This window comes from Sutcliffiella cohnii (assembly GCF_002250055.1).
Classification (GTDB): domain Bacteria; phylum Bacillota; class Bacilli; order Bacillales; family Bacillaceae_I; genus Sutcliffiella; species Sutcliffiella cohnii.
In genome coordinates, this window is sequence record NZ_CP018866.1 from 3,463,460 (window position 1) to 3,480,492 (window position 17,033).

Below are 17,033 nucleotides of genomic sequence, written 5' to 3' on the forward strand. Positions count from 1 at the left end.
ATCCCCTTTATGAATATAGTAAAATTGTTTGTATCCTACTTTTCCACTCTTCTATTCCTTTTGACCAGTCTATCGTTAATTCACAATATGACTTTCCATCATCTATCCCTTTTCTTACTTTGTCTGTTCCCCACAAATAATCGATAAAGGGGGGCATTCCTTTTTTAAACGGCGGTAGCCAGTCTGCTTCTTTATGAACTGCAAAAATTGTTTGTAACAATTCATATGCCGTTTTTGCAATATGTATTTCAGTACGTTCCGTTATTACTAATTGAATGCCAGAGCAAAATTCCCCATGATGCTTACTCATTGTCGGCGTAAAGTAAGTGGGTATAATTTTAATTCCTGCTAATTCCTTCTTAGTAAAATGACTTATTACCTCATCTACTTTAAACCACGGTGCTCCAATCCATTCAAACGGCTTTGTAGTTCCTCTTCCTTCTGAAAGATTAGTTCCTTCAATGAAGCAGCTTATCGGATAATACAGAGTCGTTGTAGCATGAGGAATATTAGGTGATGGTGGTATCCAAACATTGTTCCACTGGTCTCCCCACATCGATCGATTCCAATTTTTCATTTTACTAATATGTAAGTCTACTTTTGGAAAACATTCTACTTTTATTAACTGAGCATACTCTCCTACCGTAAGTCCGGTACAAATAGGCAAACGGTACGGACCAACAAATGAGGTGAAATCATCCTCTAATATATTTCCATCCGTAAACGGTGCAATTGGATTAGGTCGATCCATAACAACTAGAGAAGTATTTGTTTGTAAACAAGCTTCCATCAAATTTTTAACTGTTGCTAAATACGTATAAAAACGTACTCCTACATCCTGAATATCAAAAAAAACGGCATCTACATCTTCTAATAATGTTGTAGATACCTTTTTCGAAGTACTGTATAAACTATAAACAGGTAAACTAGTTTTCTCATCCTTGTGATTTTCTATATGGACTCCCGCTTGCACGTTACCCCGTATACCGTGTTCACATGCGAATAATTTAACTAACTGTATCGATTTTTCCCTATTTAAAACATCGATAGTAGATTGATAAGAAGACGTAATCCCCGTTTGGTTCGTTACAAGTGCTATCCGCTTTCCAGACCATTTTTCCAATGTATTTGTTAAAAACGTATCAATCCCATATGAAACGTGAATCATCCTTTTCCTCCTTACACACTTAAAGAGTGATACTCGACTTCATTGTCATTCGCAATCACATTGCTTGCTACTAAATTGCTAAACAGCGTCGACAAACTCGGGAAAATAATAACTAATCCAACTACTGTTAATAACAATAAAGCAAAGATAGATACAATTTGTATAAATGCTAGCATCGTATATATTGGATTTTTAATTAAGTATTTTACACTTAAAAAAATACTGTTTTTTAATGAATATTCGTACTTTACTAATAGAGGTAACGTATAGATTTGACTCATAAAAATCATTCCGCAAAAATACGTTTGGAAGCAAGCCAAACCAAAAGCAAAGGTGCCGCCAACTTGACTCCAATGCCACCAAGAAGCTAACACAATTATGATGAAAAACGATAAAAACATGCTGTATGCAATACTAGAAAAGAAGTATTTCTTCATACCGATAAAAAATGTTTTCCAAACAGACGTACCTTTATCTAATAATAATTGCTGAACCGTCCATGCAGCTCCTACTAAAAGAGGTCCACTAATTAGTAATAAATAGAGTACAGCAAAAGGAAGTTTAATAAGAAAGACGGAAGGACTAACAATCGTAGCAATAATTAAACTTATTAATACCATCGATACAATATGTTTATAATACTCTTTTCCCGTTATCCGTAATACGTGTGTTAATCCATCCATATTAATCTCTCCCTTTATGTTAAATACGTTTTTCTGTTACCGGATCAAAGAGATGCATTTTTTCTAAGTTGAATACGAAGCTTTTCTCTTCACCAGCTCTTATAAAGCTTTCCCCACTAACTTTCGCTGTAATAATACGCTCACCAACATGAAAGTAAACTAAATTTTCTCCACCTAAATGTTCTATCGCTTTCACTTTCATCCGAGCTTTATTTGTTTTATTTACAGAAAAAGCAAATTCTTCATCATATATATCTTCTGGCCTTAACCCTAATACTACTTTCTTCCCGACAAAACTTCTATATCGTTCTATTAATTTTTCAGGTAAAGTAAAGGTCAAGTCACCAATTTTTATCGTTGATGCTGTTTCTAAGACACAATCAAAAAAGTTCATCGGTGGTGAACCGATAAATCCTGCTACAAACATATTAGCTGGATTTCGGTACAATTCTCTCGGTGTAGCAATTTGTTGTATTTCTCCTTGGTTCATAACTACAATTCGTTCGCCAAGCGTCATCGCTTCTACTTGATCGTGTGTTACATAAACGATAGTTGCGCCTAATCTTCTATGTAACTCCGCAAGTTCAATCCTCATTTGTACACGTAGTTTAGCATCTAAATTAGAAAGTGGTTCATCGAACAAAAACACTTTTGGGTCACGTACAATTGCACGTCCGACCGCAACACGCTGTCTCTGACCACCACTGAGTTCTTTCGGCTTTCTATCAAGAAGTTGTTCTAAACCTAATATTTTCGTCGCATAGTCAATTTTTTCTTTAATTTCTTGCTTAGATACTTTCATGTTTTTTAAACCGAACGCCAAATTTTCCTCGATTGTCATATGCGGATATAAAGCATAGTCTTGGAAAACCATCGCAATATCACGATCTTTCGGATGCATATTATTAACTAATTTTTCATCAATATAGATATTACCTGAAGTTTGTCTTTCTAATCCAGCAATCATTCTAAGACTCGTCGTTTTGCCACATCCAGAAGGACCAACGAATACTAAAAACTCTTTATCTTTTATTTCAAAACTAGCATCATTTACTGCTGTAAACGTGCCACCTCGTTTATCATCTATAAATGTTTTCGTTATATTTTCCATCAATATTCTTGCCATAAAAATTCACCTATCCTTTCACTGCACCAATCGTAATACCTTGGAGGAAATATCGTTGTAACGCAAAGAATAATATAAACATAGGTAATGCAGCGAGTACTGAACCAGCCATCATAGCCCCATAATCAGTAGCATCTTGGAATTTAAAACTTGCTAGACCAACTTGTATCGTTCTCATTGAGCTAGATTGCGTAACTAGAAATGGCCAAAAGAACTCATTCCATGTTGATACGAAGGTAAATATCGCTAATACAGCAACTCCAGGCTTTGAAATAGGTAGTATAACTTTTCGAAAAATACCAAATTCACTACACCCATCTATTCTTGCAGCCTGAATCAATGTTGTCGGAAGCGTTGACATATATTGCTTCATTAAAAATATATTTCCTACTACTGTAAACATCGGAAGCATAATAGCAAGATACGTATCTACTAAACCGAAAATATTAACAATCATAATGTAAACAGGAATTAATGTTACTTGAGCAGGAATCATCATCGTACTAAGCAAGATCCAGAAGATTGTATTTCTCCCTGGAAATTTAAGCTTTGCAAATGCGTAACCAGCTAAAGATGAAAAAATGACATTTGTAAGTGTTAATACGCTCGATACGAACAAACTGTTAAATAACCATCTTAATGCATCCGTTTCTGTTAAAAACCTAATATAGGTTGATAGTGTAAGTTGCGACGGAAACCATTCCGGGCGAAATGAAACGGATACGGTTGTATCACGAAATGAAGAGATAACCATCCAGTATAAAGGAATAATTGTAAGAACAACCCAAAACAATAATATTGCGTAGCTTACAACACTATAAATTTTCTTTTTTCTATTTCGCTGTTTTTCTTTTTTTAATGCGATTTGGGCATACTCTGTTTGATTCACTTTAACTTCCATTATGACGCCCCCTTTCTAGAACTCAACATCCGAAGACATTACTTTAAATTGAATGACAGAAGCTACAATAATAATTGCTCCTAGTGCAAAAGATTCTGCAGCTGCCAGACCGAATTGATAATATTCAAACGCATGTACATATATTAAATAAGCAATGGTTGTTGTTGCAAAGTTAGGACCACCTTGGGTCATTAAATAAATGCTCATAAATACTTGGAAACTCATAATGATACCAGTAACTAACAAGTATAATGTTGTCGGTTTTAATAATGGCCATGTTATATTCTTAAATTTTGACCAACTAGAAGCATGATCAATATCAGCTGCTTCATAAAGAGATTTTGGAATACCACCCATTGCAGCTAAGTAAAGAATAATACCTGCTCCATGACCTGTTAAATAGGACATTAACATAATAGATAGTAAGGCTGTACTACTTTGTCCTAGCCACATGACGTTATCAATCCCTAACAACCCTAGAAACATATTAAATAAACCAGCTGTTGTAGGATCATAAATCCAAAACCAGACGAGGGCAATTGTTACTCCAGATGCGACAGTAGGTAAGTAAAGAGAAGCTTTAAAAAAAGTTTGGGCTTTTTGTGCTCTTGGGAAAATGAGAACTGCAAGGAATAATGTGATAGCAACATTGACAGGAACGGTTCCTATCGTAAATATAAATGTGTTTTTCATCGACTTCCAAAAAATATCATCTTGAAGCATCGTTTTATAGTTGTCTAAGCCTACCCATGTGGAACCTAATACATGGTATTTTTGAAAACTCATAATGAATGCATAGCCTACTGGAAACAAAGTAAACATTAAAAACAACACTATCGGAATTGCAATAAATGCGTAACACCAACCATAATCTTTTATGAATTGGGAGATATCGAACTTTCTTGGAACAGTTATATCAGCTTTGCTCGACATCGAAACCCCTCCTTTTTTTAAAAGCGTATGCACATATTTTTTGCTGTCAGTCCTAACAAGCATAAGACAGTTTCCTAATTATTTTTATAGAAGAAAATGGCTTATGATTGCCTAGGACACTAACGTTATAATACATGACTAGTTTTGTAGAAAAAGGGGAAGAGGCACATTCCCCCTCCCCACTTTTCATTACTTAGCAAAAATTTCAGTTCCTTTAGTTTTAAATGTTTCTAATGCTTCCTCTGGAGTAACCTCTCCACTTAATATTCCTTGGAATGTAGGGATTACGACTTCCGTACGGAAACGATCATCTTTCGCTTTTGCAGCTGCAGACACTTTAGCTGGTGGTAATACTTTAGAAGCAAGTACCTCTGCCGCTACTTCATTATAAGGAGCTAATGGCATTTCAAACTTACCTTCAGCATCTTTATGAACTTGTGGTAAAGCTAATGCAGCAGCTGATTGACCAGCTTCAGCACTAGTTAAATGCTCTAACACTTTAATACTGTTGTTAACATGGTCTTCTTTCGCATTTTTTTGCGTGAATAACATGTATCCTTCTGAACCACCGAATGAAACTTGCTCTTGACCTTCGTTATGTGGAATTGGTAAAAGAACGAAATTAACTTCTTCTCCTTCAACTTTACCTTCTTTAATTTCTTCATTATGTGCTTCCACTACTGGATCAAAATAAGGGATGGCACGGCCGAAAAATAATGCTTGGTGGTTGTAATATAGCTCCATACGTTTAGCTGGATCAACAGCTGCTGTTTCTCTTGGCATAATGCCATCATCTATTAAACTACGAATATACTGCATCGTTTCTAATATTTTATCATCGTTCCATGTAATACCATCTTCGTTGAAACGATATGGAAGCCCATTATTTAAAGCTAAATGATCTAATAATTCTTCGTTATTTCCTTGGAAAACAAAACCGTACTGTTGCTCTCCGGAAGCTTTCGTCGTTACACCTTTAGCTGCTAACTCTTTAAATTCTGCCCAAGTCCAGCCCTCTGTTTGAATTTTCTCATAATCAATTCCATATTGCTCCATAAGCTGTTTATTACCACCCCATACATGTAGGAACATGTAGATAGGTAAGCCGTATAAACCGCCTTCAATTCTCATATGGTCTAATGCAACATCGTTATAATCACTTTCATTTACATTTAGCTTACCTGTTAAGTCAACAGCAAGCCCAGAGTCTACATATTTACCTTGTGGTTTACCGAAGTAAATATCTGGTGGATTTCCTGAGTTTAAAGCAATATCAAATTTTTGCGGACCTTCTGCCCATGATAATACTTCATACTCGATTTTAATATTTTCGTTTTCTGCTTCAAATGACTTAATTAACTCTTGTAGTTCTGGCTCATAATCACCGTGAACAGGATATGTCCATACTTTTACAACGTCTTTGGATCCTGACGAAGAACTGTTGGAGCAACCTAATATGATAGATGCTACGAGTAATAAAATTAACGCTAAACTAAAACCCCTTTTCATTCACATACTCCCCTTTTAGTTTATATTATTATTATAAGCCTTAATGGCCTTATAAACGAACCCGTGTGAAGAATTTAATAGATTTATTGCTGTTTGAACATCAACATCACAACTGTACATAATGATAGCTAATTTCGGATTTCCGTTAGATTGTTCAAAAAGCTTTGATGCTTCTTCCATTGTACAGCCAGTAACATTTTGAATGATCCGTTTTGCTCGATCGACTAACTTTTTATTTAAAGGCTGAACATCAACCATTAAATTTTGATACACTTTACCGATTTTTATCATAGATGAGGTAGTAATCATATTTAAAACTAACTTTTGAGTAGTCCCAGCTTTCATTCTAGTGGAACCAGTAATAACTTCTGGACCTACTTCTATATTAATTTTGTAATCTGCCACTTCATTAAGTATTGTTTTTTTTGCACAAGTAAAAGAAACTGTAGTTGCACCTATCGCTTTGGCCTTTTTTAAGGCACCTAATACGTAAGGTGCTCTTCCACTAGCAGTAATTCCTATTACTACATCCTTTTTCGTTATTTTATATTTTTCGATATCATCTGCACCGAGTTGCTCATTGTCTTCTGCACCTTCTACCGCTCGAAAAATAGCTTCTTCTCCACCCGCAATAATAGCTTGAACCATTTCAGGTGGTGTACCATAAGTTGGAGGACATTCAGAAGCATCTAAAATACCAATTCTCCCAGATGTACCAGCACCAATATAAAACAAACGACCACCGTTTTCAAAAGCAGCAACTACTTGGTCTACTACTGCGGATATACTACCTATTTCCTTTTTAATATGATGTGGTACCGTTTGATCTTCTTCATTAATAATTGAAAGTATCTCTTCTGTACTTTGCCTATCTATTTGTAGCGTCTTTCTATTTTGTTGCTCAGTTATTATACTCTGTAAGTTTTCTACTCCCATTAATCACATCACCTTTATTGTCTATATAAACCGACAAGATTATACTAAACTAGCTGTTTTTCTAACGTATCTATTATTCTCGTATTAATTTCTTTATTTAACATTTTTAATGAGGCGTATATTGTTCCTACAATTGGCGGACAGTTCGGTTGGATAATGTGATACGTTTTATTTAATACCTCTATTTCCTTCCGAATAAATGAAACGAGTTCCTCCGAATGCTCGACAATTCCTCCCGTTAAGACGATTGGTATTACAGTATCTTGAATAGTAGAGTGAAATAATTTTTTATATAATATATTAATATCACTTACCGCCTGCTCTGCAGCTACCCTTAAAATATCTAGACATGTTTTATCATTATTTCGAGCATACTGTACAACTACTTTTCCAACACTAGCAACTATATCCCTAGATTTCCCTAGCTCATATATGTGTGGGATCAGCTCTGCGACACTATTCCGTTTAAAATGTTGCAATACTGCATGTGTTAAGTGACAAGGTAGTTTTCCTTTGTCATATTCTGAAAAAACATATTCGAGTAATGATTTCCCTAGAGCAAAGCCACTACAGCCATCATTAATTAAGTAACCCCAGCCACCGACCCTACTTCGTTCACCACTCTCGTTAAGTCCATATGTAATAGAACCAGTACCACAAATAGTCACTATCCCTGGATTACCTTTTGTTCCCGAATAAAGAGCAGTAATCGCATCATTTTCTACTATTACACGAATGTTTTGACCAGTTATACTTTTAATAAGAGAGGTCATCCATTCTTTTTTCCCTCCACTTTCTACTCCTGATATACCCGCATAAATGAGCACTACCTTTGAAAGCGGTTTCTTTTCTGTTAAAAGCGAGAACAACAAAGTTAACTCATTACGAATGTCAACTTCTCTTACACCGTTCGGATTAGATGCACCGACTGTAGCTTTCGAAACGACAACACCATTATAATCCACTAAAATACCAGTCGTCTTCGTCCCTCCACCATCAATACCAATAATCATAGCTGCTTCTCCTAACAGTTTTGTAAATATTACCTTTAGTATAAATTCCATGAACTAACATGTCAATATAATTTTATGAAAGTAAAATATTATTTCAAACAGAAAAGCGGAGGCGGCTTGTTCAGGTCCAATCAAACTGGAGCTTTTCCGCAGGAGATAAAGGAAACACGACGAACGTAGTGAGTCGATGTTGACTTATCGCACGGAGGAAAAGTGAAGTTTGAGCCGGACCTAGCCGCCGGAGCTGGACAATCCGAAAAGCGGAGGCGGCTCGCCAAACCCAAAAAAGAAGCCCTCGCTCAGGCTTCTTTTCCGACTAATAACTTTTCTCCTTTGTTCTCCATCCCTTTTAAGACGACCACAATGACAATACCAAGTACAGTCAATACTCCAAAGAATAAATATAAATAAGACACGGAATAATACTCAACAATATACCCACCTAATAGTGTACAAAACCAACTTCCTAATCCATTCCCAACAGCAGAGTATAACGAAACTGCAGTGGCTCTCACTTCTACCGGTGTGGAATCTCTAACATATTGAAGGGCAGCTGGGATAAATAACCCGATGGATAAGCCTTGGACCACTGTTGTAACATACACTAACATTAACGGTGGATCTAAAAAGTAAAAAAACCACCGCAATGCACCAATAGAGCCAGCGAATATCATAATATTCATTAACCCAAAGCGATGAATCCATCTACCCGCTATTTTCATAAAAGGTGCTTCACTTCCTGCTGCAAATAAAAAGGCAATACCGACCCCAGCAACAGTTCCACCAATTTCAGTAATATATAGCCCAAAATAAAAGTTATTCGCAAAAATAGGTCCGAAGATTAGAAACGTTGTTACTAGGAACAGCATAAACTTTGGTATTTTCACTAATCGATTCATACCGTCTCTTATGTTAACACTAACCGACTGATTTTCTTTCGGTAAACGAGCAGTAACAAGCAGTGCTAAAAATAAACTAATGGAAAAGGTGTAAAAAATTACTTTCAACGAAAAATAATCTGACAGCCAACCAGCTATTAAAACTGCAACAGCAAACCCTATCGCTCCCCAAAGTCGGACAGATCCGTAATCCCCTTTTGTCTTTTGAACAGCATTAAGTGCAATGCTATCAGATATAGGTACAATGGCACTTTGAGTGACAGCTAATAAGAATGCCATTAACACGATACTATAAAAACTGCCAACAAAGGAGTAAAGAATTCCAAAAATTGCTGTTAACAACAGAGTTATCAGCAAAATTCCTTTTGGCTTTTGCGTATAATCACTAATCATACCCCAAATAGGTTGTATGAAAATAATAACTACTGGACTTATCGATAAAATAATTCCAATTTGACTACCTGTTAAACCAACATTTTCTTGTAAATATACAGTAAGTAAAGGCGATAATGCCCCAAAGCTAAAAAATGTAAGAAAATAAAAAAGGCTAAACTTTCTCATAGTTGCTTCATTCAATGACTAAACCTTCTTTTCTAAATATTCATTTACTACTAAGTTTTACTTTAAATATGCCCTTTAAAGCTTTAAAAGGCTACTCTACACGAGTAACCTTTTTATTTTAACACGGAAATACCATTAAGAATATTCCTTATTTAGCTAGTTCATAAATGGCCTGTGCATAAATAGCAGTTGCTTTTAATAGGTCCTCAATATAAATGTACTCATCTTTTTGATGCGCTACATCTTCTCTACCGGGAAACAGAGGTCCAAACGCTACACCTGCCTCTAGTGACCTTGCATATGTCCCTCCACCAATCGAAAGCAATTTCGCTTCTTCACCTGTTTGTTCTTCGTATACTTTTTGCAACGTTTGAATAAGAGGATGATCTTTTGCAACATGATGTGGTGGAGAAACATTATATTTACTTAAAACAAATTGATTATGCAAAGCAACCTTCGTTAGTTGATGCTCCACATCTTCAACCTTACAAGTTACTGGAAATCTAATGTTTACTCCAATTTTACCACCTTGGCTAGCTTGATAATGAATTAGCCCAGTATTTACAGTTAAGTCGCCTGTAATATCGTCTGTATAGGAAATATTTAATTTTCCTCCTCGAGAATCATGACTTAAATTGTTCTCAATAAATCCAAGAAAAGCTTCACCGTTTGAATCAAGATTTAACATCGTTAAAAAGCTCGTTAAGTGGTGACCAGCATTTACCCCATTATTCGGTTCCATCGCATGTGCAGAAACACCTTTTATTTCAAACTCTACTTTTCTTTCTTCCACTTCAACCTTCCCAATTAAACTATGCTTTTTAACATACTTTTCAAAAGCTTCTACTATAGAATTTGTATCGCTCTTTGATTGAAGGATTGCTTTTGCATAATCAGGAACCATGTTCAAACGTTGTCCAGAAGCAAACTCCTGTAATTTTATTGTTTCGTTCTCCTCTTTCGTTTCTATTAATTCGTACTTGAATTCAATGTCGCCAATTCCTTTTTCAGCATAAATAATTGGAAAGTCAGCATCTGGAGCAAAACCGATTGTTGGCATCTCTTCTTTTTTAAAGTAATGGTCAACACAACGCCACTCACTTTCTTCATCCGTCCCAATTATAATTCTTACTCGTTTAGACAGTGGTAAGCCTAATTCTTTTACAATTTTTAACGCGTAGTAAGCCGCCATAGTCGGACCTTTGTCATCCATTGCACCACGTGCATATATTTTACCGTCTCGTATTTCCGCACTAAATGGTGGACTTGTCCAACCGTCTCCCGCAGGAACAACGTCAACATGACATAGGACACCTACTAACTCATTGCCATCACCATATTCAATATGTCCTGCGTAATGGTCTACGTTTTTTACAACAAAACCATCACTTTTACCCTTATGTAATAAAAATTGTAGAGATTGCTCAATTCCTTCTCCAAAAGGAGCTGTTTGCTTACCTTCTTTCTCACTTAACACACTTTCTATTTCTAAAAAACGTTGTGTCTCTTCAATAAGTTCGTCTTTACGTTTAGCAACTTCTTCATTCCAATTAATGTTGTTCAATTTAAGTCAACATCCTTTCTATCTTTTCACTAATTAAATCGACAATAGTGTCGCAATAAACACAATTACCCCTACCACCATCGTCGCTGGAATATAAAATAATCGAATTACTTTTTCTCGTGATACTTCTCTCACTATGCTTTCGTACATTTGCAAATAAGGATGTGTTACTACTTCATCATAAACCGTTGATAGCCATTCCTTAATAAAAAAGAAAAAAGCAATTAGTAAGGCATATTTCATCCATAATGGAAGAAACACGATCGCAACCATTGTTACACTAATCATCTGAAACAATGAAAGCGGATAACGATAATTACGAAGGAAATACTTTATATACAATTCCTTTAATGCATTCTCTTTTGTCCGAGCGGAAAATATTTTTTCGGACTTTCTAAATAGTAACGGTTTAGTCCTGTTAGAGCTTGCTGGGATATGAACATATTCAGAAGCATGAAAAATCATTTGTACATATCGTAACCGTTGTTTTTCATTTTCAACTGCATCTGTAAAGAAACTATTACTATATATGATCATAATAAGATTGATAATAATAATCAGAAAAGCAAAAACACTACCTATAATATAAGCATTATGACTTACAATTATATACGCTACAAAAATAAAACCAACATATAAGAACGAAACGATGAATGGCCTTTTCCAACCGTTCCAATAGATTGAAACTAATTTCCGAGAAGTTAAAATACAAAATCGAAGCAATGAAAATAAGAAAAGTAACGAAAAAACAGAAAAACTAATTGTTTCAATATTGACTAAAACAAAATATAGTAAAAATACAATAAGAAAAGTTTGAACTAAGTAAGTCAATAAGGCGTAACTTATGCTGAGTAGTTTAATTGACCTTAACACATCTTTTCGTTGCATTAAAAAATACTCATCAGCATATTCCATAAAAATTCTTACTGTCCCAAACCAACATAGTTGATAGAGCAAAAATAAAAAGAAATTAATCGGTAGATCGTTTAATGTTTCAAAGATAGTAGGAAGTGAGTCGTAAAGGAGAGCGCCCATAAAAGCAGTAAAAAGAATACCATAGAGAAGTACTGTACGATCAACGATGGAAGTTAAATTAGACCATTGAAAATTCCATTCTTTTCGTAATCTCCTTTTAAATAAAACGTTTCCCGTCATACACTCGGTTCCTTATTTGATAAAAAATAAAAACAATCTAGAAGTGAACTATTAGGCAAGCCACAAGTCGTTTGTATTTCCTCCATCGTGCCTGTAGCTTCAATTTTTCCATCTAATAATAAAACAAAACGATCACATATTTTTTCAGCAGTATCTAAAACATGCGTTGACATTAAAATGCCAGCACCTCTTTTTTGTTCTTCTTCTAATAATAGTAACAACTTTTTCGTTGCATTTGGGTCAAGTCCAATAAAAGGTTCATCCACAATGTAAAGGGAAGCATTTGTCATAAACGCGAATATTAACATTGATTTTTGTTGCATTCCTTTTGAAAAGGTTGCTGGCGTTTCGTGAATGACGTGTTCTAACTCGAAAGTTTTCAAAAGTTTTTTTACTTTTACAGTCCAACTTTTCTCCTCAAGTTGTAAAAGGGCAGCAGTTAATTCAATATGCTCCCATAATGTCATATCAAAATAATATACTGGTTTTTCCGGTATGTACGCAATTTCTCGTTTACTATCAAAGTGTATCGTACCTTTATAATGTTCATTCATGCCTAAAATAGTTTTTATTGTCGTACTTTTACCAGCACCGTTAGGACCTATTAAGCCGACTAACTCTCCTCTAGTTACATTAAATGTCACATTCGAAAGGATTGACATTCCTTCATCATAACCTGCTTTCTCAATTTCTAGCGTTAACAACCTGTTCATTCTTTCCCCACCCTTCTATCATTAGTACGTTTATTAGAATAAGAAGTTTCAAAGTTTGTATCATTAAATAGATTATTCTAATAACTTAGTATACAATAGTAATATACAATTTTTCCTCTCATATAGTTGATTATAAAGAAAGGAGGATTGTGTTTTTTAAATTATTTGTAAATTAATGCATTAAAGTAGAATTTTATGACTGAAATGGTGTAAAATTATGAATAACAAACAAGCATCCTAACATCATGTATTTTTGTGAAGTAGTTCCATTTTGTAATAACGGATAAGGAGTGGTTTTTTGACAACATCAACAAACCGTATGCTAACCCGTATTAAGGCAGTCTACATGTTTATTCATGAGAAAGGAACTGTATCGACACAACAACTCGTTGATGAATTTGGAATAACTCCTAGAACAGCACAGCGAGATCTTAATGTGTTGGCATATAATAACTTAGTTCGTAGCCCTTCTAAAGGGAAATGGACCACTACAAAGAAAAAAGTTAGGTTAAGTTCATAAAGATTTTTATACAATTAAATTATATAAGTTTAAAATACATAGAACGTTTGCAACAAGTGCAAACGTTCTCTCTTTTATTCCTCACCTTTTAATTGACTAATTTCCTCGTCTGTTAACTCACGATATTCTCCTAAATTTAACTCTTCATCTAACTCCAATGGACCCATTTTCATTCTTTTTAAGTACGTCACTTTTTTATCTACGGAAAGAAACATTCTTTTTACTTGGTGAAATTTCCCTTCCATAATGGTAAGTTCTATTTCAGATTGATTGCCAGCTTTTAAAATAGTTAAGTCAGCTGGCATCGTTACATACCCGTCATCTAGCGTAACGCCATTTTTAAAAGCAATTATATCTTCTTCTGTTACCTCTCCGAGTATTACTGCATAATAAGTTTTCGGAACATGCTTTTTAGGAGACAGCAGTTGATGAGCTAATTGTCCATCATTCGTTAATAGGAGAAGGCCTTCCGTATCTTTATCTAAACGACCTACTGGGAATGGTTCAAACATTGCATCTTCTTCCTCTAACAAATCAATTACAGTTTTTTGAGAACGGTCTTCTATTGCTGATAGCACTCCTTGCGGCTTATGTAACATTAAGTATATAAATTCTCGATATTCCACTTCTTCTCCAAATACAGTTACAAACTGTGTTTCATGATTCACATGATTTTTTGCATCTTTTACTACTTTATCATCTACTTTAACGGCACCCGATTTTAAAAGCTTCTTAACTTCTTTTCGGCTCCCATAACCACTATTTGCTAACAATTTATCTAATCTCATTTTCTTCACCTTTCTATAGGCATTATCCTATTTTTTCAATGAATAGGCATTTGCGGATTCCGCCTTTTCCCTATATTCATACGATGTATAGAATGTAATTAACAAGGAGGTATGTTGAATGTATTATCAAGATCAACGTCAACTAGAAGGCCAATTTTTTCCTGTCCCTGGATTCGGAACTCCTGGAGGAGGATTTCCTGGTGGACAATTCGGTGAACTTAATAGACGTCTAGCTCGTCTAGAAAGAGAAGTACAACGTTTAGATCGTCGAGTTACACGCCTTGAGCGCCAATCAGGTTTTGGTAGCGGCTTTGGCGGAGGATTTGGCCCAGGTTTTAACTAAAACAGCGTAAGTTTTATTTATTTTCAAAGCCAATAGTATGTACCTTATTCATATATAAAGAAGACAAACTTTTTTGTTTGTCTTCTTTTTTTAATCTAATGCGAACGCTTAAACCTTTTTAACTTGCCCATAAACGGTAAGTTTTCTCCAAAAATATAATATATCAACTTTGAGCGGAAACTTAAGAAAAAGTATACGAACGCTCCGACTACTGCTGATATGACGATAATGATTGAAGAGTTTAACGTTCCAGCGCTATACGGCAAAATCATATCGAGTCCAGTTTTCACAGGAATTACCACAATCGCCATCGCTGCTAAAAATATAACAATTAATAGTGAACGCCTCATAACAAAAGAATAATTAAATCCAGTTTTCTTTTGAATGATATATAATATATAACCAACCGTAACAATATATCCAAGTGCAGTTGCTATAATTGAACCAATTGCACCTAATTGAATAATGAATACATAGTTTGTTATAAACTTTACCGCTAAACCTAATAAAATTGCATATATTGTATGACGCTGTTCGTTTATTCCTTGAAGGATCGCTGCCGATACAGTAAATAACGCTAACAATATTGCTACTGGTGCATACCAAGTTAATAAATATCCACCAAGTTCATCATAGGAAAAGAAGGCTGTATAAGCTGGCCCACCTAGTAACGCTAAGCCAATACATGCTGGAAGTGTTAAAAACAATAAGACTTGCAACACTTTGCTAATTTGTTTTTGGAGTAGTTCATTATTTCCACTGACAAACGACTTAGTTATAGTAGGTAACAACGTTAAAGCAAAGGATGTCGCTAACGTAACTGGAATAATCACTAACTTATGAGCGTACGTATTGATAATACCAAACGCCGCATTAGTATTCCCATGTCCTCCTGATCCCATTGCACTGTTAAAAGTAAATAAGTCTACTGATTGAAAAAGTGGTAATGTTAAACCTGCAAAAACAAACGGTCCGGCATAAAGTATTAACTCTTTATACATATCTTTATAGGAAACTTCCACATTCCCTTTATCTTGTTCAAGTAATTTGTCTAAATGTCGTTTTCTTTTAAACCAATACCAAACTAAAATGAGTAACGAACCTAATGCACCTATAAATGCTGCAAAAGTAGCAAAACCAATTGCTGTGGACAGGTCACCATCCATTACACGAATTACAAAATAGACACTACCTAAAATGAATAAAATGCGAGCTAATTGCTCCACAACTTGTGACAACGCAGTAGGGCCCATTGATTCATGACCTTGAAAGAATCCCCTTATTAAACTCATTATCGGAACAAGTAAGAGAGCAAAACTTACCATTCGTATAACGTGAGTAACATCTTCTACTGAATGAATGTAATCACTAGCTTCACGTCCTAATATAATTGGCGCAGTATACGGTGCTAAAATATAAAGAATTAAAAAAGCTATGACGCCAGTAATACTCATTGTAAACAATCCAGATCTGAAAAGCTTTCTTCCTACACCATATTCACCTAGAGAGTTGTACTTTGCTACGAATTTAGAAACCGCAAGTGGCAACCCCATTGTTGCGGCACTTAACATAAGTGTATATAGTATGTATGCGTAACTGTATAGCTCCCCACCTTTTTCTCCAACCATTGCATAAAACGGAAATATATAAACTAAACCTAACAGGCGAGAAAACATCGTTCCTGCTGTTAAAATTGCTGTACCTCTGAACAATTTAGATGTAGACATTAAATCCCTTCTCACACGATAATCTATTTTTTTAAACCTAATTAGTAATTTTACCATAAAGCACGTAGAAAGCATAAGACTAACTGACTAACTATATTTTTTACCACTTAGCGTGAATACTTCTCTTTAAATTTATTTTAGGAAAATATAAATAAGCTGTGTCGTCCTCCATTTTTTCTAGCGGACTTGCTATTATTGCAATTGAAAACTCCTCATATGCATCCGCATCAAGCAATAATTGACCTGCATGAGTTTGAGGAAATATTAGTGGTATGTTATGTTCATCATTGAACGTTAAATCAAGTATATAACTCGTTAACTCCCGATTGTATAGCCATTTATACGAAAATTTTTTTACAGAAACCTCTATGTATTTTTGAAGTGTCGGTACGGACAAAAGTAAAACTTTGTCTCCCTTTGATTGTGTCCAACCACCATCTTCTGGTACAAATCCTTCTTTACTCATCTTTTATCACCACTTTTTCATTATTGCC

17 protein-coding genes are annotated in these 17,033 nt (G+C 35.0%); 2 read left to right on the top strand and 15 right to left on the bottom strand.

Annotated elements, in window-relative coordinates:
• Positions 1 to 7 precede the first annotated feature (7 nt).
• The 12 genes from BC6307_RS17290 to BC6307_RS17345 form a co-directional block, all read right to left on the bottom strand.
• Positions 8 to 1,168 carry an exo-beta-N-acetylmuramidase NamZ family protein gene (locus tag BC6307_RS17290; protein WP_066421002.1) on the bottom strand — a complete coding sequence of 387 codons (1,161 nt, stop codon included), beginning with the start codon at positions 1,166 to 1,168 and terminating at the stop codon, positions 8 to 10.
• A gap of 11 nt (positions 1,169 to 1,179) precedes the next feature.
• Positions 1,180 to 1,851 (bottom strand): YesL family protein, encoded by a 672-nt coding sequence (locus BC6307_RS17295; RefSeq protein WP_066421004.1) that lies wholly within the window; start codon positions 1,849 to 1,851, stop codon positions 1,180 to 1,182.
• Positions 1,852 to 1,870: 19 nt separating this feature from the next.
• Complete coding sequence (locus tag BC6307_RS17300; protein WP_066421006.1) at positions 1,871 to 2,977, bottom strand: ABC transporter ATP-binding protein; 1,107 nt, start codon at positions 2,975 to 2,977, stop codon at positions 1,871 to 1,873.
• 10 nt (positions 2,978 to 2,987) lie between these two features.
• On the bottom strand, positions 2,988 to 3,878 hold the full coding sequence (locus BC6307_RS17305; protein WP_084380723.1) for a carbohydrate ABC transporter permease: 891 nt from the start codon (positions 3,876 to 3,878) through the stop codon (positions 2,988 to 2,990).
• Between the two features lie 15 nt (positions 3,879 to 3,893).
• The gene (locus BC6307_RS17310; protein ID WP_066421008.1) at positions 3,894 to 4,811 is read right to left on the bottom strand and encodes a carbohydrate ABC transporter permease; all 918 of its coding nucleotides are present in this window, start codon (positions 4,809 to 4,811) and stop codon (positions 3,894 to 3,896) included.
• A 189-nt stretch (positions 4,812 to 5,000) separates the two neighbouring features.
• Positions 5,001 to 6,320: an ABC transporter substrate-binding protein gene (locus BC6307_RS17315; RefSeq protein WP_066421011.1), complete on the bottom strand. Its 1,320-nt coding sequence runs from the start codon at positions 6,318 to 6,320 to the stop codon at positions 5,001 to 5,003.
• Between the two features lie 15 nt (positions 6,321 to 6,335).
• Complete coding sequence (gene murQ / locus BC6307_RS17320) at positions 6,336 to 7,256, bottom strand: N-acetylmuramic acid 6-phosphate etherase (RefSeq protein ID WP_094366157.1); 921 nt, start codon at positions 7,254 to 7,256, stop codon at positions 6,336 to 6,338.
• Positions 7,257 to 7,300: 44 nt separating this feature from the next.
• On the bottom strand, positions 7,301 to 8,269 hold the full coding sequence (locus tag BC6307_RS17325) for an N-acetylglucosamine kinase (protein WP_066421018.1): 969 nt from the start codon (positions 8,267 to 8,269) through the stop codon (positions 7,301 to 7,303).
• Positions 8,270 to 8,568: 299 nt separating this feature from the next.
• Positions 8,569 to 9,729 carry an MFS transporter gene (locus BC6307_RS17330; protein WP_066419057.1) on the bottom strand — a complete coding sequence of 387 codons (1,161 nt, stop codon included), beginning with the start codon at positions 9,727 to 9,729 and terminating at the stop codon, positions 8,569 to 8,571.
• 148 nt (positions 9,730 to 9,877) lie between these two features.
• Positions 9,878 to 11,293: a dipeptidase PepV gene (gene pepV / locus BC6307_RS17335; RefSeq protein WP_066418993.1), complete on the bottom strand. Its 1,416-nt coding sequence runs from the start codon at positions 11,291 to 11,293 to the stop codon at positions 9,878 to 9,880.
• A gap of 33 nt (positions 11,294 to 11,326) precedes the next feature.
• Positions 11,327 to 12,448, bottom strand: a complete 1,122-nt coding sequence (locus BC6307_RS17340) for an ABC transporter permease (RefSeq protein WP_066418996.1) — start codon at positions 12,446 to 12,448, stop codon at positions 11,327 to 11,329.
• Complete coding sequence (locus BC6307_RS17345) at positions 12,445 to 13,161, bottom strand: ABC transporter ATP-binding protein (protein WP_066418999.1); 717 nt, start codon at positions 13,159 to 13,161, stop codon at positions 12,445 to 12,447. Before BC6307_RS17345 ends, BC6307_RS17340 begins: the two co-directional genes overlap by 4 nt.
• 298 nt (positions 13,162 to 13,459) lie before the next feature.
• Between BC6307_RS17345 and BC6307_RS17350 the strand changes: the two genes are divergently transcribed.
• Positions 13,460 to 13,681, top strand: a complete 222-nt coding sequence (locus BC6307_RS17350) for a DeoR family transcriptional regulator (RefSeq protein ID WP_094366159.1) — start codon at positions 13,460 to 13,462, stop codon at positions 13,679 to 13,681.
• Between the two features lie 74 nt (positions 13,682 to 13,755).
• Here the strand turns inward: BC6307_RS17350 and BC6307_RS17355 are convergent, their stop codons facing one another.
• Positions 13,756 to 14,469 carry a pseudouridine synthase gene (locus BC6307_RS17355; protein WP_066419001.1) on the bottom strand — a complete coding sequence of 238 codons (714 nt, stop codon included), beginning with the start codon at positions 14,467 to 14,469 and terminating at the stop codon, positions 13,756 to 13,758.
• A gap of 118 nt (positions 14,470 to 14,587) precedes the next feature.
• Here BC6307_RS17355 and BC6307_RS17360 point away from each other — a divergent pair, with 118 nt between their 5' ends.
• Complete coding sequence (locus BC6307_RS17360; RefSeq protein WP_066419002.1) at positions 14,588 to 14,812, top strand: hypothetical protein; 225 nt, start codon at positions 14,588 to 14,590, stop codon at positions 14,810 to 14,812.
• Between the two features lie 95 nt (positions 14,813 to 14,907).
• Here the strand turns inward: BC6307_RS17360 and BC6307_RS17365 are convergent, their stop codons facing one another.
• Together BC6307_RS17365 and BC6307_RS17370 are read right to left on the bottom strand one after the other, a co-directional pair.
• Positions 14,908 to 16,539: a putative polysaccharide biosynthesis protein gene (locus BC6307_RS17365; RefSeq protein WP_066419003.1), complete on the bottom strand. Its 1,632-nt coding sequence runs from the start codon at positions 16,537 to 16,539 to the stop codon at positions 14,908 to 14,910.
• Positions 16,540 to 16,639: 100 nt separating this feature from the next.
• Positions 16,640 to 17,005, bottom strand: coding sequence for a hypothetical protein (locus BC6307_RS17370; protein WP_066419004.1), 366 nt, complete (start codon positions 17,003 to 17,005; stop codon positions 16,640 to 16,642).
• Between the last annotated feature and the right edge of the window lie 28 nt (positions 17,006 to 17,033).